The sequence below is a fragment of the Rathayibacter sp. AY1D2 genome (assembly GCF_002932695.1).
In the GTDB taxonomy this organism is placed as follows: domain Bacteria; phylum Actinomycetota; class Actinomycetes; order Actinomycetales; family Microbacteriaceae; genus Rathayibacter.
On sequence record NZ_PSVX01000023.1, the window covers coordinates 29,468 to 52,497 of the forward strand.

Genomic DNA, 23,030 nt, shown 5'->3' on the forward strand with positions numbered 1-23,030 from the left:
TAACCTTCGCAACCCCACCACCCCCTTCGAAGGATCGCCGTGCCCGCCACTCGCACCCCCCTCCGCCTGACCGCCGTCGCCTCGCTCGGCCTCGCCGCCCTGCTGCTCACCGCCTGCTCGGGAGGAGCCGACGCCGGCTCCGAGGGCACGTCCGAGAGCAGCGCCGCCGAGAGCAGCGAGGGCTTCCCCGTCACCGTCGACCACGCCTTCGGCAGCACCACCGTCGAGTCGGCCGACCGCGTCGTCGCGACGAGCTGGACCAACCAGGACGTGGCGCTCGCGCTGGGTGTGACCCCGGTCGGCTTCACCCGCGCCTCCTACGGCGACGAGGACGGCGACGGCCTGCTGGTGTGGACGAAGGAGGCGCTCGACGCCTCCGGCGCCGAGACCCCGACCCTGTTCGACGAGACCGACGGCGTGCCCTTCGAGGCGATCTCGGACCTCAGCCCGACCGTGATCCTCTCGGCCTACTCCGGCATCACCCGGCAGGACTACGACACCCTCAGCCAGATCGCCCCCACCGTCGCTTACCCGGGCCTGCCCTGGGGCACGACCTGGCAGGACTCCGCGAAGCTCGACGGCGCCGCGCTGGGCCTCGAGGACGAGGCCGTCGCGAAGGTCGGCGAGATCGAGAGCGACATCACGCAGACCACCGCGTCCTACCCGCAGCTCGCGGGCACCACGTTCATGTACGGCTGGTACGACCCGACCGACGCGAGCACCTTCACCTACTACACGCCGAACGACGCGCGCGTGAAGTTCGTCGAGGACCTCGGACTCGACGTCGCCCCGAGCGTCGTCGAGCTCTCCGGCGACTCGGAGGCGTTCAGCGGCACGATCAGCTCCGAGAACGCCGACCAGCTCGACGCCGACGTGCTCGTCGTCTACGGCGACGACACGACCCTCGCCGCACTGCAGGCCGACCCGCTGCTCTCCAAGATCCCGGCCGTCGAGCGCGGCTCCGTCTACGTGCTGGAGGACGGCTCCTCCGCCGCCATGGCCACCTCGTCGCCGAACCTGCTCAGCATTCCGTGGGTGCTCGACGAGTACACCGCAGGCCTCGCCGCGGCCGCCGACAAGGTGTCGTGACCCGCACCGCACCCACCCGGAAGACGAGGGCGACCGCGCTGGCGGTCGCCCTCGTCGCGCTGGCCGTCGCGTCGGTCCTCTCGCTCGTGTACGGCTCCCGCGAGATCCCGCTCGGCGAGGTCTGGCCGGCGCTGACCTCGCCCGATCCGGCGTCCATCGTCGACGCGGCGGTGCAGGGGCGGGTGCCGCGGACGGTCCTCGCGATCCTGGTCGGCGCCGCGCTCGGGCTCGCCGGAGCCGTGATGCAGGGCCTGACCCGCAACCCGCTCGCCGATCCGGGCATCCTCGGCCTCAACTCCGGCGCCTCGCTCGCGGTCGTGCTCGGGATCGCCGGGGTCGGCGCGACGAGCCTGCCGCAGTTCATCTGGCTCGCGTTCCTCGGAGCCGCCGCCGCCGGGGCGTTCGTCTACGCGGTCGCGTCGCTCGGCCGCGAGGGCGCCACTCCGCTGAAGCTCGCCCTCGCCGGAGCCGCCACCGCCGCCGCGCTCACCTCCCTCATCAGCGCGGTCCTGCTCACGCAGGAGACCACGCTGAACCGCTTCCGCTTCTGGCAGGTCGGCGGAGTCGGCGGCGCCGAGACCGCGAGCATCCTGCAGGTCCTCCCGTTCCTCGCGGTCGGCGCGGTGCTGGCCCTCTCCAGCGCGCGAGGGCTCGACGCCCTGGCGCTCGGCGACGACCTGGCGACCGGCCTCGGCCGGCGCGTGGGGCGCATCCGCCTGGTCGCGGGGCTCGCGGCCGTGCTGCTCTGCGGCGCCGCGACCGCGATCGCCGGACCGATCGGATTCATCGGCCTGGTCGTCCCGCACCTCGCCCGCCGCGTCACCGGCCCCGCGCACGCCTGGCTGCTGCCCTCCTCCGCTCTGCTCGGCGCCCTGCTGCTGCTCGTCGCCGACGTGGTCGGCCGCGTGGTCGCCCGGCCGAGCGACGTCGAGGTGGGCATCGTGACCGCGCTGATCGGCGCCCCGGTGCTCATCGCGATCGTGCGCCGCTCGAAGGTGCGGGCGCTGTGAGGACCGCGGAGGCGCCCGCCGCGGTCGGCATCGCGGCCGGCCGCACGCTGCGCCGTCGGCGCACGGTCATCGGCTGCGCGGTCCTCGCGGTGCTCGTGCTGGCGCTCGTCGTCGTCTCGCTCACGGTCGGCAGCACGGTCTACTCGGTGCCGGAGGTCGTCCGCGTGATCCTCGGCGAGACCGTGCCGGGCGCCTCCTTCACCGTGGGCACGCTGCGGCTGCCGCGCACCATCACGGCCGTCCTGGTGGGCGTGGGCTTCGGGATGGGCGGCGTGATCTTCCAGACGATGCTGCGCAACGCCCTCGCCAGCCCCGACATCATCGGCATCACCTCGGGGGCGAGCGCGGCGGCCGTCGTCGCGATCGCGTTCTTCGGGCTCTCGGGAGGCGCGGTCTCGGTGATCGCAGTCGCGGCCGGGCTCGCGACGGCCCTGATCATCGCCGGGCTGGCCGAGGGCGGCGGAGTGATCGGGGCGCGGCTGATCCTCATCGGCATCGGCGTCGCGGCGATGTTCCAGAGCGTGATCGCCTACGTGCAGACCCGCGCCGACTTCGAGGACGTCCAGGAGTCGCTGCGCTGGCTGACCGGCAGCCTCAATTCGGCCGCCTGGCCCTCCGTCCCGCCGCTCGCGCTGACGATGCTCGTGCTGGTGCCGCTGGCGCTGCTGCTCTCGGGCCGGCTCGGCGTGCTGCAGCTCGGCGACGAGTCGGCGACCGCGCTCGGGCTCGACGTGCGGCGCAGCCGGCTGGCCCTGCTCGCGGTCGGAGTCGGCCTCGTGGCCGTCGCGACCGCCGCCACCGGCCCCATCGCGTTCGTCGCCTTCGTCTCGGGGCCGATCGCGCGGCGGATCCTGCCGAGCGCGCGCACGCTGCTGATCCCCTCCGCCCTGGTCGGCGCGGTCGTGGTGCTCGCCGCCGACCTGCTCGCCCAGTACGTCGTCGGCGCGCTGTTCTCGGGCGCGCGCTTCCCGGTCGGCGTCGTCACCGGCGCCCTCGGCGCGCCCTTCCTGCTCTGGCTCCTCGCCCGCCGCAACCGCTCCGGAGGCTCCCTGTGACCGACGCCCCGCCCACCCTCTCCGCCGACGCGGTCACCCTCGCCTACGACGAGCGCGTGGTGGTCGACGGGCTCTCGCTCGCCGTGCCGCCCGGCCGGATCACGGTGATCGTCGGCGCGAACGCCTGCGGCAAGTCGACGCTCCTGCGCGCGATGGCGCGGCTGATCACCCCGCGCTCGGGGAGCGTCCTGCTCAACGGGCGCGCGATCCACCGGCTCCCGACGCGCCAGGTCGCGCAGCAGGTGGGGCTGCTGCCGCAGACCCCGATCGCCCCGGAGGGGATCGCCGTCTCGGACCTGGTCGCCCGGGGCCGCTACCCGCACCGGGGCCTCTTCGGCCGCGGCTCCGGATCGGACGACGACGCGATCGTCGAGGAGGCGCTGCGCGACACCGGCACGCTCGAGCTCGCCGACCGCCCCGTGGACGAGCTCTCGGGCGGGCAGCGCCAGCGTGTGTGGATCGCGATGGCCCTCGCCCAGCGGACCGACGTGCTCCTCCTGGACGAGCCGACGACCTACCTCGACGTGTCGCACCAGGTCGAGGTGCTCGACCTGCTCACCGACCTCAACCGCTCGCGCGGGACGACCATCGTGATCGTGCTGCACGACCTCAACCTCGCCGCCCGCTACGCCGACCACCTCGTCGCCGTGCGCGACGGAGCCCTGTACGCCTCGGGCACGCCCGCCGAGGTGGTGACGCCGGAGACGGTGCGCGCGGTGTTCGGGATGGAGTCGCGCGTGATCGAGGACCCGGTCTCGCGGACGCCGCTGGTGCTGCCGATCGGGCGCCACCACTCGGGCTGAGCCCGGCCGGCCGTTCAGGGCTGAGCGGTCAGGGCCGGCCGGTCAGGCCGGAGCCGCGGCCAGGGAGGCGCCGTCGACGAGCGTGCAGCGGAGGAGCTGCTGCTCCCGTCGCGCGGGGTCGCCCTCGATGAGGATCTGCACGGCGCGGCGGCCCATGTCGCGCCGGGGCAGCTCGAAGCCGGCCTGCCAGCCGGTGCGGTCGGCCGATCCGGAGAGCGACACCAGCGACAGGTCGCCCGGCACCGCCACCTCCTCGGCCTCGGCGGCCTCCTGCAGGAGGACGAACTGCTCCTCCTGCTCGGCGAGGACGACCGTGACGCCCTCGGCGGCGATCCGGCGGATCCACTCCCGCGGCGACGCCTCCGGCCCCGGCACGAGGTGGAGGAAGCCGTCGCCGAGCTCGGCCCGCGCGCCGGCCATGCGGTCGGTGTACGACTCGACACCCTCGCCGTGGCCGGCGTAGGCGAAGCGGGTGTGGCCGAGGGCGCGCGCGCAGGAGATCAGCTCGCGGACGATCGACGCGTAGTCGGCGGCCACGTAGGGCACGGGCCCGCCGGCGTCGTCGCGGCGGCCGATGCTGACGAAGGAGAAGCCGCTCGCGTTGAGGAACTCGAGCTCCGCGCGGGGCATGCGCTGCCCGAGGAGGATGCAGGAGTCGGCCAGGCGCAGCCGGGTGGTGCCGCCGCTGAGGCCGCCGCGACGGCCGCCGACGCGACCGCTGGTCAGCAGGAGGAGGTCGATGTCGCGGTTCTGCGCCTCCTCCTCGATGCCGGCGAGGAACGGGTGGAAGAAGTCCTCGCGGTCGAGCGGGAACAGGCTCTCGTAGGTGTAGACGCCGATCATGCCGGTGCCGACCTGCTTGAGGCGGCGCGCGATGGGGTCGGCGACGTACCCCGTCTCCTGGATCGCCTTGAGGATCCGCGCCCGCGTCGCCTCCGGGACCCGGGCGAGCTGCTCGCCCTTGTCGTTGAGCACGAACGACACCGTCGTCTGGCTGACTCCCGCGAGACGCGCGATGTCCTTCTGCGTGATCCGCGGCACCCGGACACCCCCGCTTCATCCTGGTAATAGGTATTACGTCTTGACCTCAGGCTACCGATGACAAAGGATCGCCGTACGCCCATCCGGGGCGAGAGAGGGCGGAACGTCGACGATGATGAATCCCGCAGACCCAGACAACCAGACCACGGCCTCCCCGAGGCCCGATCGGCAGCACAAGCCCGATCAGCAGCCCGAGCACGATCCGCAGCGCAGGCCCGACAACTCGCGCCGCCTCTTCCTCGCCGGGGGCGCCGCCGCCCTCGCCGGCGCGGCAGGAGCCGTCGGCGCCGCCACTCCGGCCGCCGCCGCGCCCCCGGCCGACGCTCCCGGGCAGAAGAAGCGCCTGAGCGTCACCGAGGGGCCGATCTCGCCGCTCGACAAGGAGTTCCGCTGGGACGACCGCGCCGGCGCCGACAACACCCGCGCGGTGCAGGCGGCCATCGACAAGGCGATGACCGCTCCGGGCGGCGAGGTGTCGCTGCCCGCCGGCGAGATCCGGGTGACGGGCCTCGCGGTCGACTACCGCGGCTACCCGGTGCAGCCCGAGAACGGGCCGCCCTACGGCTACGCCGGGCCGAAGATCGTCGGCGCCGGCATGCGCCAGACGAGGATCGTCCAGATCGAGGGCTCGACCCGCGACATCTTCACCGTCTCCGGCCAGACCGGCGACGCGGCCGGCCCCGCCAACAACAACAAGGCCACCGGCGTCGTCCTCGCCGACTTCGAGATGACGGGCACGCCCTCCGGCGGCCACGGGATGTCGCTGCGTTCGCTGGTCAACTGCGAGTTCCGCAACCTGTGGATCCAGAAGACCGGCAAGTCGGGCATCTTCCGCGAGCGCGCCACCTTCGTCTCGGGCGTCGACGACGAGTACTCGTACGCCAACTCCTGGAACAAGATCAAGATCGTCGCCCCCGCCGGCTGGGGCGTGGAGGACTCGGGCAAGGCCTCCATCGGCGGCTCGATGACCAACGTCGAGGCGATCAGCCCCGGCCTCGGCGGCTTCCTCCTCGCGCCGACGAACATGACGCTGCTCGACTGCCAGGCCATCGGCGGCACGGTCGGCCTCCGGTCGATCCGCAACGAGAACCGGCGCTCGGTCAACTCCGGCCTGACCCTGATCAACTTCCGCTCGGAGGGCTCCCGCGACGGCTGGGAGGTGCTGATCGAGGCCGGCACGAGCCACATGATCGTGAACCCGAACTTCTTCCCGACCTCGGGCGCGAACTGCCTCGGCGTCGGCCTGACGAACGGCGGGGCCGACTTCGAGGTGCGCAACCTCACCGTCCTCGGCGGCTTCTACGGGCTCAGCCTCGGCCGCTTCCCGCAGCAGAAGGCGATCGTGCTGGGCAGCGACTCCTCCCAGACGCGCCTCGTGAACCCGTTCATCGAGCGCGGCGCCGCGGGAGTGGACGAGGGCTCGCTGATCGTCGACGACGGACGCCTGACCTCGTTCGAGCTCGGCCGCGGCCGGGTGGAGCGCGCGGCCGGCTACACCACGGTCGCCCGCGCCCCCGAGACCATCCCGACCCCTCCGGCCGGGCAGGTCAACGAGGGCTGGGAGCGCTCCGGCGACACCTGGCGGAAGGTGGCCGTCTTCCCCGACGGGCACCGCGTCGTCATCGCCTCCTGACCCCGGGCGGCGGCGCCCTCCGCGCCGCCGCCCTCCCCCACTGCACACGGAACGAGCACCAGAACGCATGCATGACGACAGCACCCGCATCGAAGCCCGCATCGCCCGCTTCCGCGCCGAGAGCCTCCGGCCGGCGATCCACCGGGCGGTCGAGCCGCTCGGGATCGAGTCGTGGACCGCTCCGGGCGAGCCGGTCCCCTTCGACCAGGCGCGGGCCGCGTCCTACGCGCCCGCCCGCATCGGGGAGCCGTGGGGCGCCCCCTGGGGCACCGTGTGGTTCCACGTGCGCGGCGAGATCCCCGCCTCCTGGGTCGGCGTCGACGGCTGCGAGCCCGAGCTCGTCGTCGACCTCGGCTACACCGGCGCCCAGTCCGGCTTCGAGGCGGAGGGGCTCGTCTTCACCGCGACCGGCACGGTCGTGAAGGCCGTCGAGCCGTTCAACCAGTCGGTCCCGCTCGACCGGCTGCCCGGCCGCGAGGCGGGCGACCGCACGGTCGAGCTCTACATCGAGGCCGCCGCCAACCCGAACATCACCGGTGACTGGTCCTTCACCCCCACGGCGCTCGGCGGCCGCCCCGCCGACGGCGCCCTGCCGTCCGACCCGCTCTACCGCCTCCGCCGTCTCGAGCTCGGGCTGCTCGACCGAGAGGTCTGGGAGCTGGAGCAGGACATGGCCGTGCTCGTCGGGCTGATCGGGCAGCTGCCCGAGTCCTCCCAGCGCCGCGCCGAGATCGTGCGCGCCCTCGACCGCGCCGTCGACGTCCTCGATCCGGACGACGTGTCCGGCACCGCCGCCGCGGGCCGGGAGGCGCTGCGGACCGTCCTCGAGCGGCCCGCCTCGGCCAGCGCGCACCACCTGCACGCCGTCGGCCACGCCCACATCGACTCCGCCTGGCTCTGGCCCGCCCGCGAGACCGCCCGCAAGGTGGCCCGCACCTTCTCGAACGTCTGCGACCTGATCGAGCGCGAGGAGGGCTTCGTCTTCGCCGCCTCCTCCGCGCAGCAGTACGCGTGGCTCAAGCGCGACCACCCGGAGCTGTTCGAGCGCGTCCGCGGCCACGTGCTCGCGGGCCGCTTCGTGCCGGTCGGCGGTATGTGGGTCGAGTCGGACACGAACATGCCCGGCGGCGAGGCGCTCGTGCGCCAGCTGCTCGAGGGCAAGCGCTTCTTCCTCGACGAGTTCGGGATCGACACCGAGGAGGTCTGGCTCCCGGACTCCTTCGGCTACTCCGCCGCGCTGCCGCAGATCATCGCCGGAGCGGGCGGGCGCTGGTTCCTCACGCAGAAGATCTCGTGGAACGAGACCAACACGATGCCCCACCACACCTTCTGGTGGGAGGGCATCGACGGCACCCGCGTGTTCACGCACTTCCCGCCCGTCGACCTCTACAACTCCGACCTCTCCGGCGAGGACCTCGCCCGCGCCGAGCGCCAGTACGCCGAGAAGGGCAGCGGCACCATGTCGCTCGTGCCCTTCGGCTACGGCGACGGCGGAGGAGGCCCCAACCGCGAGATGATCGCGGCCGCCCGCCGCACGCGCAGCCTCGAGGGCTCGCCGACCGTCGAGCTGTCCACGCCCCGCCGCTTCTTCGAGGAGGCGCAGGCCGAGTACCCGGACGCGCCCACCTGGTCGGGCGAGCTCTACCTCGAGTTCCACCGCGGCACCTACACGTCGCAGGCGCGCACCAAGCAGGGCAACCGCCGCAGCGAGCACCTGCTCCGCGAGATCGAGCTGTGGGCGACCACGGCCCTCGTCCGCGCCGGGGTCCCGTACCCGGCCTACGAGCTGCGCGAGATGTGGCGGACGGTCCTCCTGCAGCAGTTCCACGACATCCTGCCCGGCACCTCCATCGCCTGGGTGCACCGCGAGGCGGAGGAGAACTACGCCCGCATCGCGCAGCGGATCGAGGAGATGATCGCCGAGGCAGTCCGGGCCCTCGCCGGCGAGGGCTCCGCGGAGCTGCTGGTGAACTCCTCCCCCTTCCCCGTCGGGGGCGTGCCGGCGCTCGGCGCGGCCGCGGCCGAGCCCGCCGCGGAGCACTCGGCCCCGACGCTCCGCTCCGACGGCGACGCCCACGTCCTCGACAACGGGCTCGTCCGGGTGCGGATCGGCGCCTCCGGGCTCCTCGAGTCGGTCGTGGACCTCGCGAGCGGCCGGGAGGTCGTGCCCGCCGGCGCCGCCGCGGGGCTCCTCCAGCTCCACCGCGACACCCCGAACAAGTGGGACGCCTGGGACCTCGACGACAACTACCGCCGCACGGTGGAGGACCTCGTCGGCGTCGACTCGGTCCGCGCCGGCACCGTGAGCGACCCGCTCGGCCGCGAGGTGCCGGCGGTCGTGATCACCCGCTCGTTCGGCGGCTCCACGGTCGTGCAGACCGTCTCGCTGCAGATCGGCCGGGCGGCCGTCGACCTCGACCTCGACATCGACTGGCACGAGCGCCGCAAGCTGCTCAAGCTCGCCTTCCCGCTCGACCTGCTCTCGGACCGGGCGACGTCCGAGATCCAGTTCGGCCACGTGCACCGCCCGACCCACGTGAACACGACGTGGGACGCCGCCCGCTTCGAGACCGTCGCGCACCGCTGGGTGCACGTCGGCGAGCCGGACTTCGGCGTCGCGGTCGTCAACGACTCCACCTACGGGCACGACATCACCCGCGACCGCGCCGCGGCCGGCACCCCGACGACCACGGTCCGGCTCTCGCTCCTGCGCGCGCCGCTGTTCCCCGACCCGGACGCCGACCAGGGCCGCCACCGCCTCGCCGTCTCGCTCGTGGTCGGCGCCGAGCTGCCCGACGCCGTCGAGGCCGGCTACGCGCTGAACACCCCGGTCCGCAGGCTCACCGGCGCCGCGCCCGTCGCTCCCCTGGTGTCGATCGACGACCCCTCGGTGATCGTCGAGGCCGTGAAGGCGGCGGACGACGGGAGCGGCGACGTGATCGTGCGGCTCTACGAGTCGCTCGGCCGCCGCGCCGCAGCGACCCTCCGCGCCGCCTTCGCCGTCCGGGCGGTCACCCGCACCGACCTGATGGAGCGTCCCGCCGAGCAGGTCCGCATCGAGAGCTCCGTCGAGGCGGAGTCGGCCGACGTGCGCCTCGAGCTGCGTCCGTTCGAGATCGCGACGGTGCGCCTGGCGCGCTGAGCGCGAGGGGACGAGGGGCGGGAGCAGGCCGGGTCGGCTTGCTCCTGCCCCTGCGTCATGTGGTCTGCTCGATGCACACCGTCCCGATCGGAGAGGTCCCTCATGCAGTCGTTCCCCGCCCCGCCCCGCCAGGTGCAGATCGGCGACGCCGCCGCGTTCGCCGGCGTCACTCCGCGGGCGATCCGCCACTACCACCGGCTCGGCCTGCTCCCCGAGCGCGACCGGGGCGGAGACGGCCGCAGGCGCTACGGCTACGACGACATCATCCGGCTGCTCTGGATCCGCCGCCTGGCCGACGCCGGGGTCGCACTCGAGGACATCCGGGACGCCTTCGCCGTCGCAGCCCCGGCCGGCGCCGAGGACAGCGCCGACCGCGAGGACGAGGTCGCGGGCGTCCTCGCGCGGCTGGACGCCGCGCTCGCCGCGCAGGAGGAGGAGCTGCAGCGGAAGCGGGCCTCGGTCCGGCGCATGCGGACCCTCGGCGGCCGGCTGGGGCTGCTCGACGACATCGTCTCGCGCCGCCTCGAGGGCGCACCCGAGGGCTCGCTGCGCCAGGCCGACCTCGACACCCTGCTGGTCACCGAGCGGATGTTCGGCCCGCTGGGCGCCGTCTCCCAGGCCGGCCGCTTCGTGGTCCTGGCCGCCGATCCGGCGCTGCGGGCGGAGGCCGACCGCGTCGACGCCGCCGAGGAGGCCCTCGACGACACGGTCGCCGAGGACGACCCCCGGGTGGAGCAGGTGGCGCGGGAGCGGCACGCCTTCGAGGCCCGGCTGATGCGCGTCGTCGAGGAGTCCGGTCAGCTCGAGGAGGACGAGGCGATCTTCGACGCGTGGGACGAGGCGCACCCGTCCGAGGACCCCGCGCCGGCCCCCGATCCCGCGCAGGGCTCCCGCGCCCGGAGCGCCGGCGAGATCATCCGGAGCCTGCCCTACGACGTCTCGCCGGCCCGCCTGCGCGCCATGGACCTGGCGATGCGGCTCGGGATGGAGGAGGCGCCGACGCCCTGAGACGCGGCGTCACGCCCGCTCGGTCACCCGAGGACCTCTCGCAGCACCTCCAGCGCCCGCTCGCGGTCGCCGACCCCGCCGCCCTCGTGCCCGCTGTACGGCCACACGTCGATCGACGTCTCGCCGCCCGAGACATTGTGGGAGGCGAAGACCGTCGAGGGCGGGCAGATCGGGTCCATCAGGCCGACCGAGCGGTGCACCCGGCAGCGCAGGCGCCGCGAGAAGTGGACGCCGTCGACGTAGGAGAGGGTCCGCTCGACGGCGTCGAGGTCCTCGGGGCGGGTCGCCAGGTAGCGGGCGATCTCCACGTAGGGCGCCTCGTTCGTGACGGTCGTGGCGCGCAGGACGTCGGAGAGGAAGGGCACCAGGGCGATCGCCGCGCGCACCCGGGGGCGCAGCGCCGCCGCGGCGGTCGCGAGCGCTCCGCCCTGGCTGCCGCCGAAGACCGACACTCGGTCCGGGTCCAGCCCGGGGAGCGCCTCCACGGCGTCGACGGCGAGCGCCGCGTCCGCGATCATGCGCCGGTAGTAGTACGTCTCGGGCGACTCGATGCCGCGGGTCGTGACCCCGGGGTACGCGGGTCCGCTGCCGTGGGGGTCGGGGGTGGCTCCGGAGCGGGCGAGACGGCCGGCTCCCTGGCCTCGCGCGTCGACGACCAGTTGTGCGTACCCGGCGGCGGCGATCCAGAGGTGCTCGATCGGACGGCCCCGTCCGCTGCCGTACCCGGGGTACTCGATCACCACGGGGAGCGGGGCGCCCGGGTCGACCGCGGGGGTCACCAGCCAGGCGGCGATCGGCTCGCCCGCGAAGCCGGGGAACCGCACGTCCCGCACCCGCACCAGCGGGAGGCCCGCGTCGACCGGCGCGGCGCTGACGCCGGGGCCGCCCTCCCGCCCGAGCGCGAGGGTGGCCCGCCAGAAGGCGTCGAAGTCGTCGGGCTCCGCGACCTCCGCACGGAACTCGCGGAGGGCGGCGAGGGGGCGATCCGTGAACACCGGGTCAGCCTTTCAGACCGGAGTGCGCGAGCCCTTCCACGAACTGCCGCTGAGCGAGGAGGAACACGGCCAGCACGGGCACGACCGTCATCGTCGCCGCGGCGAGCTGCACGTCCCACATCTCCCCGCCGTAGGCGTCGGTGAAGCGGGTGAGCGCCTGGGGCAGGGTGAAGAGCTCGGGCGAGGTCAGGTAGACCGTCGGCTCGAGGTACATGTTCCAGGACCCGAGGAAGGTCAGGATCGCGACGGCCGACAGCGCGGGCTTGGACAGCGGCAGGAAGATGCGCCGCCAGATCCCGAAGCGGCCGAGGCCGTCCAGGCGCGCGGCCTCCTCGAGCTCGCCGGGCATCGCGATGAAGTACTGCCGCATGATGAACGTGCCCAGCACCGCCGGCGCTCCGACCATCGGCACCAGCAGCAGCGGCACGTGGGTGTCGATGAAGCCGAGCTGCCGGAAGATCTGGAACAGCGGGATGATCGTCACCTCCGTCGGCACCAGCAGGCCGGTCAGGACGACGAGGAACACCGCGTTGCGTCCAGGGAACGGGATCCGGGCGAAGGCGTAGCCGGCCAGGCTCGAGACCAGCAGCGTCACCACGGTGACCGTGACCGCGATGTAGAGGCTGTTCCAGTACTGGAGCGCGAACGGCTGGAACCGGAACGCCTCGGCGTAGCCCGCCAGGCTCGGCGAGTCCGGCAGCAGGGTCGGCGGGTTCGAGAAGATCTCGTTCACCGGCTTGAACGACGAGGCGATCATCCAGAACGTCGGCACCGCGAACGGCAGCACGAGCAGGATCAGCGTCACGACGAGCAGGGCGGTCATGAGCGGGCTGCGGCCGCGGCGGCGCTTGACGGGCGGCTCCGGGACGGCTTCGGGGCGTGGCGTGAGCGGGGTCCCCTGCTCGACGACGGCGTCAGTTCTCATAGAAGACCCATTTCTTGCGCAGCTGCCACTGCACGACCGTGAGGATCAGGACGAAGAGGAGCAGCATCAGCGAGAGCGTCGCGCCGTAGCCGATGTCGCTGAACTCGAAGGCCTGTTGGAACACGTAGTAGACGAGCACTGTCGTCGACAGCTCCGGCCCGCCCTCGGTCAGGACGGCGACCTGCGCGAACGCCTGCAGCGAGCCGACGATCGTGAGGATGGCGGTGAGGAGCAGGGTGGGCGAGATGAGCGGGAGCGTGATCCGGAAGAAGATCGCGCGGGGGCTCGCGCCGTCCAGGCGGGCCGCCTCGTAGAGGTCGCCCGGCACTCCCTGCAGCGCGGCGAGGAAGAGCACCATGTTGACGCCGACGCTGCGGATGACCTGCGTGACGATGACGCTCGCCATCGCGGTGGGCCCCTCCTGGAGCCAGTTCGGCCCGTCGAGGCCGACCAGCGAGAGCAGGCCGTTAATCGCGCCGTTGTCCTGGAGGAGGAAGCCCCAGACGAGGGTCCAGGCGACCACCGAGATGACGACGGGCGAGAAGAAGAGCGTGCGGAACAGGGCGCCGCCCGGGATCCTCCGGTTCAGCAGCACGGCCAGGCCCAGCCCGAGGGCGAGGTTCAGGACGACCACTCCCCCGGAGAAGACCGCGGTCGTGCCGAGCACCGCGCCGATGCTCGGGTCGTTGATCGCCCGCTCGTAGTTCTCGCCGCCCACAAAGGTCATGGAGCCGGTGAAGACGTTCCACTCATTGAGGCTGAACCAGACCGCGAGCCCGACGGGCAGCAGCACGAACACGATCACACCGAGCAGCTGGGGCGCGATGAAGAGCCAGCCGGCGAGCGCGTCGCGGCGCCGGAGGTTCCAGTAGGCGCCGGCGGGAGCGGATCGGCGGCTGTCCGTCGAGGTCGCGGTCACGGGATCACTTCCCCTGGAGGACGGGCGCGATGGCGTCGCAGACGCCTCCGAGCACCTCGGCGACGTCGGCGTCGGCCGACCACATGCGGTCCAGCGCCGTCTTGCCGACCGAGGTGATCTCGGCGGGGCTCGTCACCGGAGGGGTGGCGGACACGTCGGCGAGCTCGTCGACCACGACGCGGTCGAGCTGCTCGGCGCTGAGGCGGGTGTTGACCTTCGCCAGCTCCTCACCGGACAGCAGCGACTCGCGGGGCGGCGGGAAGAACTGCGCGAGCTTGGCGGAGTTCTCCGGGTTGGTCATGAACGAGAGGAAGCCGGTCGCCTCCTCCACGTGGTCGCCGCCTGCGAGCGCCGCCATGCCGGCCTGGCCGATGTTGCCGTACTCGCCGGCGGGGCCGACGGGCAGCGGGTAGATCTCGAACGGGAACGAGCCGTCGAGCAGGCTCGCGCGCGAGACCTGCGCGGTCGTGAACGCGGCGTCGCCGGCGAAGAAGTCCGCCGTCACGCCGGGTCCGGGGGTCGCGCCGCTGACGTAGACCGAGTCGTGGAAGAACTGGAACGCCTCCACCATCTCGGGCGAGTCCATCGTGCACTGGGTCCCGTCGTCGCTCCACGGCTGGGCTCCCCAGCCCGCCCAGAGGTTCGCGAGGCTCAGCCAGCCCGAGAAGTCGAAGTCGCGGATGATGTAGCCGGCCTTGCCGGTCGACTCGTTGACGGCCGCGCCGATGCGGTCGACGTCCTCCCAGCTGAGCGTCGCGGGGTCGACGGTCTGGCCGGCCTGCGCGATGAGGTCCTGGTTCACGTACAGCGCGAACGGCGAGTTGGAGAACGGGTACGCGTAGAGCTCGCCGTCCTGGCTGAACGACTGCGCCACGCTGGGCAGGATGTCGTCGTACTCGTAGCCCTCGGTCCCCTCGAAGGTCTCGGTCAGCGGAGCGAGTGCTCCGGCGTCGATCAGATCCTTCGCGATGTCGCCGACCCAGGCGAGGTCGGGGGCGTTGCCGCCCGCGGCCTGCGTGGTCAGGGTCGAGTTGTAGTCCGCGAACGGGAGGGACTCGAAGGTCACGGACTCGATCTCGGGGTGGTCGGCGATGTACTCGTCGGCCATCGAGTCGAACAGGGCGAGCTGCTTCTCGTCGGAGGTCCAGACGGACATCCTCAGAGCGACGGGTGCTGAGTCGTCCCCGCCGCCGGCGGCGCCGCAGCCCGAGAGGGCGGCGATCACTCCGACTGCGGCGAGCGAGGCCATCAGCTTCTTCGCTGGTCTCATCGTCTCTCTTTCTCCAATGGTCTTCTCGGTGTTCCCGGTCAGTACCCGACGACGTCGGGCCAGTGGGTCTCTACGCCGCGCGACTCGAGCCTCGCCTGCAGGCGGGCGACGAGGGCGGGGTCGGCGGCGATCTCGTGGGGCGACAGGTCCTCGGCGAGGGCGAGGGCCGCCAGCTCGCCGACGGCCTCGCCGATGTTCCACTCCACGGGGTGGAGGCGGTACGCGCCGTTGGTGATGTGCGTCGTCCCGATGTTCTTGCCCCCGGGCAGCAGGTTCGTCGGAGTGCGCGGCACGAGGGCGCCGAGCGGGATCTCGAACGGCGAGCACTCCACGTCGAGGTAGTTGTCGCCTCCGGTGGTCGGGTGCAGGTCGATCCGGTACATGCCCACGCCGACGGAGTCGTCGAAGCGCGCGGGGCTCCCCGTCCCGCGGGCGGCGACGGAGACGTCCTGCTCGCGCACCGTGGTGAGCGCGCGGATCCGGCGCGACTCGCGGATGTAGGGGGCCTGCGCGAGGCCGTCGGCGGTGCCCATCACGTCGCCGCGGAGCCGGAGCCCGGGCCAGCCGCGGCCGCCGTCGGGCCGGGGCGCCTCGGTCTGGAGCCAGTAGAAGTACGACAGCGAGAGCGCGCGGGCGCCGGCGAGGTGCTTCTCCGGCTCCGGCACGTCGAGGATCGAGCTGTCGAGGTAGTCGAGCATCGGCCAGTTCGCGAGCACGATGTCGCTGTCAAGCGCGCCCGGTCGGAGGGTCTCGGTCGCGAGGATCCGGCGGAACATCCAGAGGTCGGTGTCCCCGCCCTGCGCGCGCTGGTCGGCGGTGCGGGTGTCGCCCACGGCGTTCACGTGCATCGTGCGGGTCTCGGGGCGCAGCGTCCTCGGGTTCGGCGCGGTGAAGGAGAGGAGCTTCCCGCCCCAGAACGGCACCTCGTACTCGTGCCAGTAGTCGTAGTCGGACGGGCGCTCGATGGTGTGGTCGCCGTCCGCGCTGTCGAAGCCGAAGCACCAGGTGACGGCCTGCACGTTCATCGGGTCGGCGACGGCGGGAGCGCTGGGCTCGCCGTGCTCGTCGCGCGACTCGGAGCCCGTGACGTAGTCGACCTCCGCGAGGGGGAGCAGCTCCCCCGTCTCGGTCGCGTCGACCACGTACCGTCCGGAGACGGCGAGCTCCTCGCCCGAGACCGCGTCGCGCAGCAGGACGCGCTCGATCCGGCCCGGGCCGCCGTCGACGGCGAAGGGGACGACGCCGGTGACGACGCGGATCGCTCCGCTCGAGCGGTAGGGGGCGAGCATCTCGTCGAGCACGGCGACGGCGACGCGGGGCTCGGCGCAGAGCCGGCTCACGAGTCCGCGGCCGGGGTTCAGGCGGTCGTCGCGCATCGCCTCGGCGGTGAGGGGGTAGTTGCGGCGGTAGTAGCCGCGGATGCCGTCGCGGAGGCGCCGGTAGTCGGCGGTGACGCCGAACTGCTCGACCCAGGTGTGCTCGTCCGGCGGGACGCCCTGCGAGGTGAGCTGGCCGCCCAGCCACGGGTACTGCTCGGTCAGCACGACCGTGAGGCCGTTGCGGGCGAGGGCGATCGCCGCCGCCACTCCTCCGAGGCCGCCGCCGATCACGGCGACATCTGCTTGCATCGGGGTCACGCGTCCGCCTCGTCCTCGTCGACAGTCTGGGTCATCGGCCTACTACCCGCGGGTAATACGTATTGCCGATTGATTAGACCGTAACGCACGAGTGTCCGGTTGGCAACGGTCTCCGCCGTTCCGAGCGATGCCGCGGCGACCCGCGGGCGTCCTCAGCCGGAAGCGGGCCGGATGTCAGGGCTCGGTGGCATGCTCGACCCCGAGCGCGGCCGGCGGCCGGCGGCGCGGAGCGGAGCAGCATGATCGGGTTGGATCTCACCGGGCGCACGGCCCTCGTCACGGGGTCGGGGCAGGGCATCGGGCTGGCCATCGCGACGACGCTCGCGGAGGCGGGCGCCGAGGTGATCGTGAACGCCCGCTCCGAGCGGTCGATCCGCCGGGCGATCGAGGCCGTCGGCGCGGCGGTGCCGGAGGCGCGGGTGCGCGGAGTCGCGGCCGACGTGTCGACGGAGAAGGGCACGGCCTCCCTCCTGCGCGCGGCCGCCGACGTGGACGTGCTCGTCAACAACCTCGGGATCTTCGGCTCCGCCGATGCGCTCTCCATCGACGACGCCGAGTGGCGCCGCTACTTCGAGGTCAACGTGCTCACCGGCGTGCGCCTCACCCGCGCCTACCTCCCCGGGATGATGGAGCGCGAGTGGGGCCGCGTCCTCTACATCGGCAGCGACTCCGCCGTCGTCACGCCCGCCGAGATGATCCACTACGGAGTGTCGAAGACCGCGCTGCTGGGCGTCTCGCGCGGCTTCGCCAAGGCCGCCGCCGGCACCGGCGTGACGGTGAACAGCGTGCTCGCCGGGCCGACCCACACGGGCGGCGTCGAGGACTTCGTCTACGAGCTGGTCGACCGCGAGCTCCCGTGGGAGGAGGCGCAGCGCGAGTTCATGCGCCTGCACCGGCCGCAGTCGCTGCTGAAGCGCCTCATCGAGCCGGAGGAGATCGCCCACATGGTGGCGTACCTCGCCTCCCCGCTCGCCTCGGCCACCACGGGCGCCGCCGTGCGCGTCGACGGCGGCTACATCGACTCGATCGTGCCGTAGCGCGCGCTCCCGGGGCTTCCCGGGGCGCCGGCCGTCAGCGCGGAGGGGCGACCGAGCCGCCGGGGCGCCACGGGCCGCCGATGCGCTCCTGGAGGAGCGGCGCCGCCGGGTCGGCGAGACGGGCGAGCAGCGCCTCCACTCCGCGGCGGCCGAGCTCGCGGCCGGGCGCGACGAGCAGGTCGAGTGCCGGGTCGGCCAGGTCGGCGACGTCGGGGTCGGAGGCGAGCAGGACGATCGAGAGGTCCTCGGGCACGCGCAGCCCGCGGTGCCGCACCTCGTGCGCGAACCCGACGGCGGCGCCCCCGTTGACGATCACCACGGCGGTCGCGGAGGCGGGGTCGAACGAGCGGGCGAGGGTGCGGCCGCCGGCGGGGGACTCCTCGCAGCGCAGCAGCACGCCCTCGACGCCGCGGGCCGCGCAGGCGAGTGCGAACGCCTCCTGGGTGCGCGCGTAGGGGCCGAAGTCGGCCGCGGCGTCGCGGTCCGGGCCGAGCACGAGCGCCACCCGCGCGTGCCCCAGGCCGGCGAGCCGGCCGAGCGCCTCCTCGACCATCCCCTCGAAGTCGATGTCGACCCAGTCGAGGGCGGACGGGTCGCGGGTGCGCCCGATGAGGGCGAAGGGCGTGCCGGAGTCCCGAAGGACCGGCACGCGCTCGTCCTCGCTGGTGACCTGCATCAGCACGACGCCGTCGATCAGGCCGTCGGCGCGCAGGTCGGCGAGGCGGTCGGAGCCGCCGACCGTCGGCCACAGGACGATCGAGTGGTCCTGCTCCGCCGCGGCCTCGGCGGCTCCGAGCAGGAACGAGGTGGCGGTGTTGAGCGGCCGGCTCGACACGAGCGGATAGACGACCGCGACGATCCCCGAGCGGCGCCGCGCGAGGGCGCGGGCCAGGGCGTGCGGCCGGAAGCCGAGCTCGTGCATCGCCGCCCGCACCCGCTCGCGGGTCTCGGGCGAGACGGGCTTGGTGTCGTTGACCACGAACGAGACCGTCGCGATCGAGACCCCCGCGAGGCGCGCGACGTCCCTCATCGTGGCCACCGCGCCTCCTCCGCTCGCGCCGCCCGGCCGTGGTTGACGCGGGGCGGACGTCTCCCGCATCCTAGGAGACGCGGCCGGTAAAGCGGTTAACCCCGTGTCGGGCCGCCCACCGCCGCACCGTCTCCACCGTCGAAGAAGGAACACCGTGACCACACCCTCCTCCCCCGTCCGCGTCCTCGTCTGGGGCGAGAACCGCCATGAGCAGATCGAGGAGAAGGTCCGCGCGATCTACCCCGACGGCATGCACAGCACGATCGCCGACGGCATCCGCGAGAACCTCGGCGAGCGCGCCACCGTCTCCACCACCACGCTCGACGAGCCCGAGCACGGCCTCACCGAGGACGTCCTCGACGCCACCGACGTGCTCGTCTGGTGGGGCCACATGGCCCACGGCGACGTCTCCGACGAGATCGTCGAGCGCGTCCAGCGCCACGTCCTCTCGGGCATGGGCCTCGTCGTCCTGCACTCCGGCCACTGGTCGAAGATCTTCGGCAAGCTCATGGGCACCACCTGCACGCTGCGCTGGCGCTCGGAGCAGGACCGCGAGCTGGTCTGGACCGTCGACCCCACGCACCCCATCGCCCAGGGGATCCCGCACCCCTTCCTGATCCCGCAGCAGGAGATGTACGGCGAGTTCTTCGACGTGCCGGCGCCCGACGAGCTCGTGTTCCTCTCGACCTTCTCGGGCGGCGAGGTGTTCCGCTCCGGCATGACCTGGAAGCGCGGCCACGGGCGCATCTTCTTCTTCTCCCCCGGCGACCAGGACTACCCCGTCTACCACCAGGCCGAGGTGCGCCGCGTGATCGCGAACGGCGTCGAGTGGGTGCGCTCCTCGCGCCCCGAGCGCCGCCTCCCGGTGCTGCAGCGCTACGAGACCGAGGACTTCCACAACGGCCAGGACTACGAGGGAGCGCTCGTCCGATGACGGTCCGCCTCGTCCAGGTCGGCGCCGGCGCGATGGGCCGCGCCTGGATCCGCACCATCCGCGACTCCCCGGACGCCGAGCTCGTCGGCCTCGTCGACCTCGACGTCGACCTCGCCACGGCTGCCGCGGAGGAGGAGGGGGTCGGCCCGGTCGCCGTCGGCACCTCCGTCGCCGAGGTCGCCGCGCGCTCCGGCGCCGACGCCGTGGTCAACGTGACCGTGCCGCGGGCGCACCTCCCCGTCAGCTCGGAGGCGCTGTTCGCCGGGCTGCCCGTGCTCTCCGAGAAGCCGATCGCGCCGACCATCGCCGAGGCGCTGGTGCTCGCGGCGACGGCCGAGGCCTCGGGCCGGCTCCTGATGACCAGCCAGTCGCGCCGCTACTACGCGGCGATCACCGCCTTCCGCGAGCAGATCGCCGGGCTCGGGCAGCTGGGGACCGCCTCCGTGCACTTCGCGAAGGCGCCCCGCTTCGGCGGCTTCCGAGACGAGATGGACCACGTGCTCCTGGTCGACATGGCGATCCACGCCTTCGACGCGGCACGGTACCTGCTCGACAGCGACCCGGTCGCGGTCTACTGCGAGGAGTACAACCCGGGCTGGAGCTGGTACGCCGACGGAGCCGCGGCGAGCGCCGTGTTCGAGTTCGCCGGCGGAGTGCGCTTCAGCTACACCGGCAGCTGGTGCGCCGACGGCCTCGAGACCTCGTGGAACGGCGACTGGCGCGTGAACGGGGCCGGCGGCACCGCGCACTGGGACGGCGACGGCGCTCCGGAGTGGCAGTCGCGCGAGTCGGAGGCGGTGCGGACCGCCACGCTCGAGCCCGTGCCCGAGGAGATCGCGGGCTCGCTCGCGGAGTTCGTGCGGGTGCTGGGCTCGGGGGCGGTGCCCTCGGGCGAGGTGCACTCGAACGTGCGGAGCCTCGCGATGGTGGAGGCGGCGGTCCGCTCCTCCGAGACGGGTGCGCGGGTGCGGCTCGACGACGTGCTGGAGGAGGGGTACGCGGAGGCGCTGACGCTCGCGCGCGACGAGCGCGTCCGCGCGGCCCTCGGCTCCTGGGGCTCGGCCGCGGAGGGCCTCGCACGCTGACCACGCCGCCTGGCGGATCTCGAGGCGTCCGTGCGGCGGACTGCGGCACGCGGCGTCTCGAGACCCCCGCCCGGTCGCGGCTCCGCCACCGCGCGTTCGCCGGGCGGACACCTGCGGGCGGCGGTGCGTTCACCGGGGGCGGCCAGCGTGGGCGGGTTCCTTCGAAGCCGCTCAGGAGACCCGTGTCCTCTCGTCATACCCGCACACGCACCGCCACCCTCGCCCTCACCGTCACCCTCACCGGCTGCACCCTCGGAGCCGCGGCCCTGCCCGCCTCCGCCGCGGGCGACTCCTTCTTCACCCGCATCGCCACGGTGCCGGCCTACCTCAACGCGGCCGACCCGTCCGCCGACTCCGCCGTCGCCGAGATCTCGAGCGCGTCGCCCGACGGCCGCCTGGTCTACTCGACGCACTCCGCCGGGCAGCGCATCGACGTCCTCGACATCTCGGACCCCGACGCCCCCGAGCCGCGCGGCGGCGTCGGCGTGGGCGGCGAGCCGACGTCGGTCTACGCGACCGGCGAGTACGTCCTCGCGGTGGTCGACACGAGCGACGGCGACTTCGCGAACCCCTCCGGCCACGTCAGCGTGCTGCACGCCGACGACCTCGCGCCCGTCGCGAGCATCGAGCTCGGCGGCCAGCCCGACTCCATCGACGTCACCACCGACGGCTCGACCGCGGTCATCGCGATCGAGAACCAGCGCGACGAGGACCTCGCCCCCGAGGGCGGCGAGGAGGGCGACCTCCCGCAGGCGCCCGCCGGGGAGCTCGTGGTGATGGACCTCGCGGGCGACCCCTCCGCCTGGGTGCCGGAGCACGTCGACCTCACCGGTCTCGCCGGCCTCGACACCCCGTCGGACCCGGAGCCCGAGTACGTCTCGATCAACCCCGCCGACACGGCCGTCGCCGTGACGCTGCAGGAGAACAACGCCGTCGCGATCGTCGACCTGGCCACCCGCTCCGTCACCGCCTCGTACACCGCGGGCACCGCCTCCGTCAGCGGCATCGACACGCTCGACGACGACTCGATCTCGCTGACCGGCTCGATCACCGACGTCCCGCGCGAGCCCGACGCGATCGGCTGGGTCGGCGACGACCACGTCGCGATCGCGAACGAGGGCGACTGGAAGGGCGGCACGCGCGGCTGGTCGATCCTCGACGCCGCGACCGGGGCCGTGCAGTGGGACGCCGGGAACTCGTTCGACCACCTCGCGGTGCGCCTCGGGCTCTACCCGGACAAGCGCTCCGACGCGAAGGGCTCCGAGCCCGAGGGCCTGCTCTCGGACACCTTCGACGGCGTCCCCTACGTGTTCGTCGGCGCCGAGCGGGCGAACTTCGTGGCCGTCTACGACGTGTCGGAGCCGACCGCGCCGCGCTTCGTGCAGGCGCTGCCGTCGACGCCCGGCCCGGAGGGGCTGCTCGCCCTGCCCGAGCGCGACCTGCTGGTCGTCTCGAGCGAGACCGACGACGCCGAGGCCGCCGTCCGCGCGAGCGTGCAGCTCTACGCGCTCGGCGCCTCCGCCCCCGCGTTCCCGACCGTGCTGTCGGCCGACGTCGACGGATCGCCGCTGCCCTGGGGTGCGCTCTCGGGCCTCTCGACCGACCCGGCGGCGCCCGACCGCCTGTACGCGGTGAGCGACAGCGCCTACGCGCCGAGCACCCTCCACTCGATCGACACCTCCGTCTCGCCGGCGCTGCTCGACACGACCCTCACGGTGACGGAGGGCGGCGAGCCCGCCGCTCTGGATCTGGAGGGGATCGCCGCCCGCGTCGACGGCGGCTTCTGGGCCGTGACGGAGGGCGGGACAGGCGACGGCAACGCGCTCCTGCGACTCGACGCGGACGCCGCGGTGACCGAGCGGATCGCCCTGCCCGCGGAGCTCGCCTCCACACTGGGCAAGCAGGGCTTCGAGGGAGTGACCGTCGAGGACGGCGCCGCCGGTGAGATCGTCTGGACGGCACTGCAGCGCGAGGCCTCGATCGACGCCGACGGAGTGGTCCGGATCGGGCGCTACGACGTCGCCGCCGACAGCTGGAGCTTCTTCGGCTACCCGCTGGAGGCCGCGTCCGGGGCGGACGGCGACTGGAACGGGCTCTCGGAGATCACGCTGACCCCCGCGGGCACGCTCGCGGTGATCGAGCGCGACAAGCTCAACGGGCCGGACGCCGCGCTGAAGGCCGTGTACACGGTGCCGCTGCCGACGGAGGCGGGCGCGGCGGTCGGCGAGACGCTGCCGATGCTCGAGAAGACGCTCGCGGTCGACGTGCTGCCCGCGTTGCAGGCCGGGAACGGCTGGACCCAGGAGAAGCTCGAGGGCCTCGGGATCACCGGCTCCGGCGAGGTGTTCGCGGTGACCGACAACGACGGCGTGGACGACGCGAACGGCGAGACGGTGCTCGCATCGCTCGGCTCCGCG

At 73.3% G+C, this 23,030-nt stretch carries 18 protein-coding genes; 11 read left to right on the top strand and 7 right to left on the bottom strand.

Annotated elements, in window-relative coordinates; genetic code table 11:
* The first annotated feature begins 39 nt into the window (after nt 1–39).
* The 4 genes from C5D04_RS07860 to C5D04_RS07875 are packed head-to-tail and all read left to right on the top strand — an operon-like array spanning nt 40 to nt 3,957.
* Nucleotides 40–1,089 (top strand): iron-siderophore ABC transporter substrate-binding protein, encoded by a 1,050-nt coding sequence (locus tag C5D04_RS07860; protein WP_181125670.1) that lies wholly within the window; start codon nt 40–42, stop codon nt 1,087–1,089.
* Nucleotides 1,086–2,099, top strand: coding sequence for an iron ABC transporter permease (locus tag C5D04_RS07865; RefSeq protein WP_104224306.1), 1,014 nt, complete (start codon nt 1,086–1,088; stop codon nt 2,097–2,099). The genes C5D04_RS07860 and C5D04_RS07865 overlap by 4 nt, the downstream gene beginning before the upstream one ends.
* Nucleotides 2,096–3,154, top strand: a complete 1,059-nt coding sequence (locus C5D04_RS07870) for an iron chelate uptake ABC transporter family permease subunit (protein ID WP_104261585.1) — start codon at nt 2,096–2,098, stop codon at nt 3,152–3,154. The genes C5D04_RS07865 and C5D04_RS07870 overlap by 4 nt, the downstream gene beginning before the upstream one ends.
* Nucleotides 3,151–3,957: an ABC transporter ATP-binding protein gene (locus tag C5D04_RS07875; RefSeq protein WP_104347536.1), complete on the top strand. Its 807-nt coding sequence runs from the start codon at nt 3,151–3,153 to the stop codon at nt 3,955–3,957. The genes C5D04_RS07870 and C5D04_RS07875 overlap by 4 nt, the downstream gene beginning before the upstream one ends.
* Nucleotides 3,958–3,999: 42 nt before the next feature.
* Here C5D04_RS07875 and C5D04_RS07880 read toward each other — a convergent pair whose 3' ends face one another.
* Complete coding sequence (locus C5D04_RS07880; protein WP_104347537.1) at nt 4,000–4,998, bottom strand: LacI family DNA-binding transcriptional regulator; 999 nt, start codon at nt 4,996–4,998, stop codon at nt 4,000–4,002.
* A gap of 112 nt (nt 4,999–5,110) precedes the next feature.
* Here C5D04_RS07880 and C5D04_RS07885 point away from each other — a divergent pair, with 112 nt between their 5' ends.
* From C5D04_RS07885 to C5D04_RS07895, 3 genes are all read left to right on the top strand, one after another.
* Nucleotides 5,111–6,631 (top strand): hypothetical protein, encoded by a 1,521-nt coding sequence (locus tag C5D04_RS07885; RefSeq protein WP_104234018.1) that lies wholly within the window; start codon nt 5,111–5,113, stop codon nt 6,629–6,631.
* Between the two features lie 67 nt (nt 6,632–6,698).
* Nucleotides 6,699–9,773, top strand: coding sequence for a glycoside hydrolase family 38 C-terminal domain-containing protein (locus C5D04_RS07890; RefSeq protein WP_104347538.1), 3,075 nt, complete (start codon nt 6,699–6,701; stop codon nt 9,771–9,773).
* Between the two features lie 102 nt (nt 9,774–9,875).
* Nucleotides 9,876–10,781, top strand: coding sequence for a MerR family transcriptional regulator (locus C5D04_RS07895; protein ID WP_104347539.1), 906 nt, complete (start codon nt 9,876–9,878; stop codon nt 10,779–10,781).
* A 23-nt stretch (nt 10,782–10,804) separates the two neighbouring features.
* On the opposite strand, the gene C5D04_RS07900 is transcribed toward C5D04_RS07895, so the two are convergent.
* The 5 genes from C5D04_RS07900 to C5D04_RS07920 are packed head-to-tail and all read right to left on the bottom strand — an operon-like array spanning nt 10,805 to nt 16,518.
* Complete coding sequence (locus C5D04_RS07900) at nt 10,805–11,776, bottom strand: acetylxylan esterase (RefSeq protein WP_104347540.1); 972 nt, start codon at nt 11,774–11,776, stop codon at nt 10,805–10,807.
* A gap of 4 nt (nt 11,777–11,780) precedes the next feature.
* Nucleotides 11,781–12,701: a carbohydrate ABC transporter permease gene (locus tag C5D04_RS07905; protein WP_258068866.1), complete on the bottom strand. Its 921-nt coding sequence runs from the start codon at nt 12,699–12,701 to the stop codon at nt 11,781–11,783.
* On the bottom strand, nt 12,691–13,620 hold the full coding sequence (locus C5D04_RS07910; RefSeq protein WP_104238790.1) for a carbohydrate ABC transporter permease: 930 nt from the start codon (nt 13,618–13,620) through the stop codon (nt 12,691–12,693). The genes C5D04_RS07905 and C5D04_RS07910 overlap by 11 nt, the downstream gene beginning before the upstream one ends.
* 4 nt (nt 13,621–13,624) lie before the next feature.
* Nucleotides 13,625–14,890, bottom strand: a complete 1,266-nt coding sequence (locus C5D04_RS07915) for a sugar ABC transporter substrate-binding protein (RefSeq protein WP_104224315.1) — start codon at nt 14,888–14,890, stop codon at nt 13,625–13,627.
* A gap of 38 nt (nt 14,891–14,928) precedes the next feature.
* Nucleotides 14,929–16,518 (bottom strand): FAD-dependent oxidoreductase, encoded by a 1,590-nt coding sequence (locus tag C5D04_RS07920; protein ID WP_104347543.1) that lies wholly within the window; start codon nt 16,516–16,518, stop codon nt 14,929–14,931.
* Nucleotides 16,519–16,769: 251 nt separating this feature from the next.
* Here C5D04_RS07920 and C5D04_RS07925 point away from each other — a divergent pair, with 251 nt between their 5' ends.
* Nucleotides 16,770–17,564, top strand: coding sequence for an SDR family NAD(P)-dependent oxidoreductase (locus C5D04_RS07925; protein WP_104227166.1), 795 nt, complete (start codon nt 16,770–16,772; stop codon nt 17,562–17,564).
* A 34-nt stretch (nt 17,565–17,598) separates the two neighbouring features.
* Here C5D04_RS07925 and C5D04_RS07930 read toward each other — a convergent pair whose 3' ends face one another.
* Nucleotides 17,599–18,594 (bottom strand): LacI family DNA-binding transcriptional regulator, encoded by a 996-nt coding sequence (locus C5D04_RS07930; RefSeq protein WP_258063691.1) that lies wholly within the window; start codon nt 18,592–18,594, stop codon nt 17,599–17,601.
* Nucleotides 18,595–18,748: 154 nt separating this feature from the next.
* On the opposite strand from C5D04_RS07930, the gene C5D04_RS07935 reads away from it, so the two are divergent.
* The 3 genes from C5D04_RS07935 to C5D04_RS07945 form a co-directional block, all read left to right on the top strand.
* Entirely contained in the window at nt 18,749–19,528 is a 780-nt protein-coding gene (locus C5D04_RS07935) for a ThuA domain-containing protein (RefSeq protein ID WP_104261591.1), read from the top strand.
* Nucleotides 19,525–20,613, top strand: a complete 1,089-nt coding sequence (locus tag C5D04_RS07940; RefSeq protein WP_104267971.1) for a Gfo/Idh/MocA family protein — start codon at nt 19,525–19,527, stop codon at nt 20,611–20,613. The genes C5D04_RS07935 and C5D04_RS07940 overlap by 4 nt, the downstream gene beginning before the upstream one ends.
* Nucleotides 20,614–20,795: 182 nt before the next feature.
* A partial coding sequence (locus tag C5D04_RS07945; RefSeq protein WP_104347541.1) for an esterase-like activity of phytase family protein occupies nt 20,796–23,030 on the top strand: 2,235 nt, incomplete at its 3' end.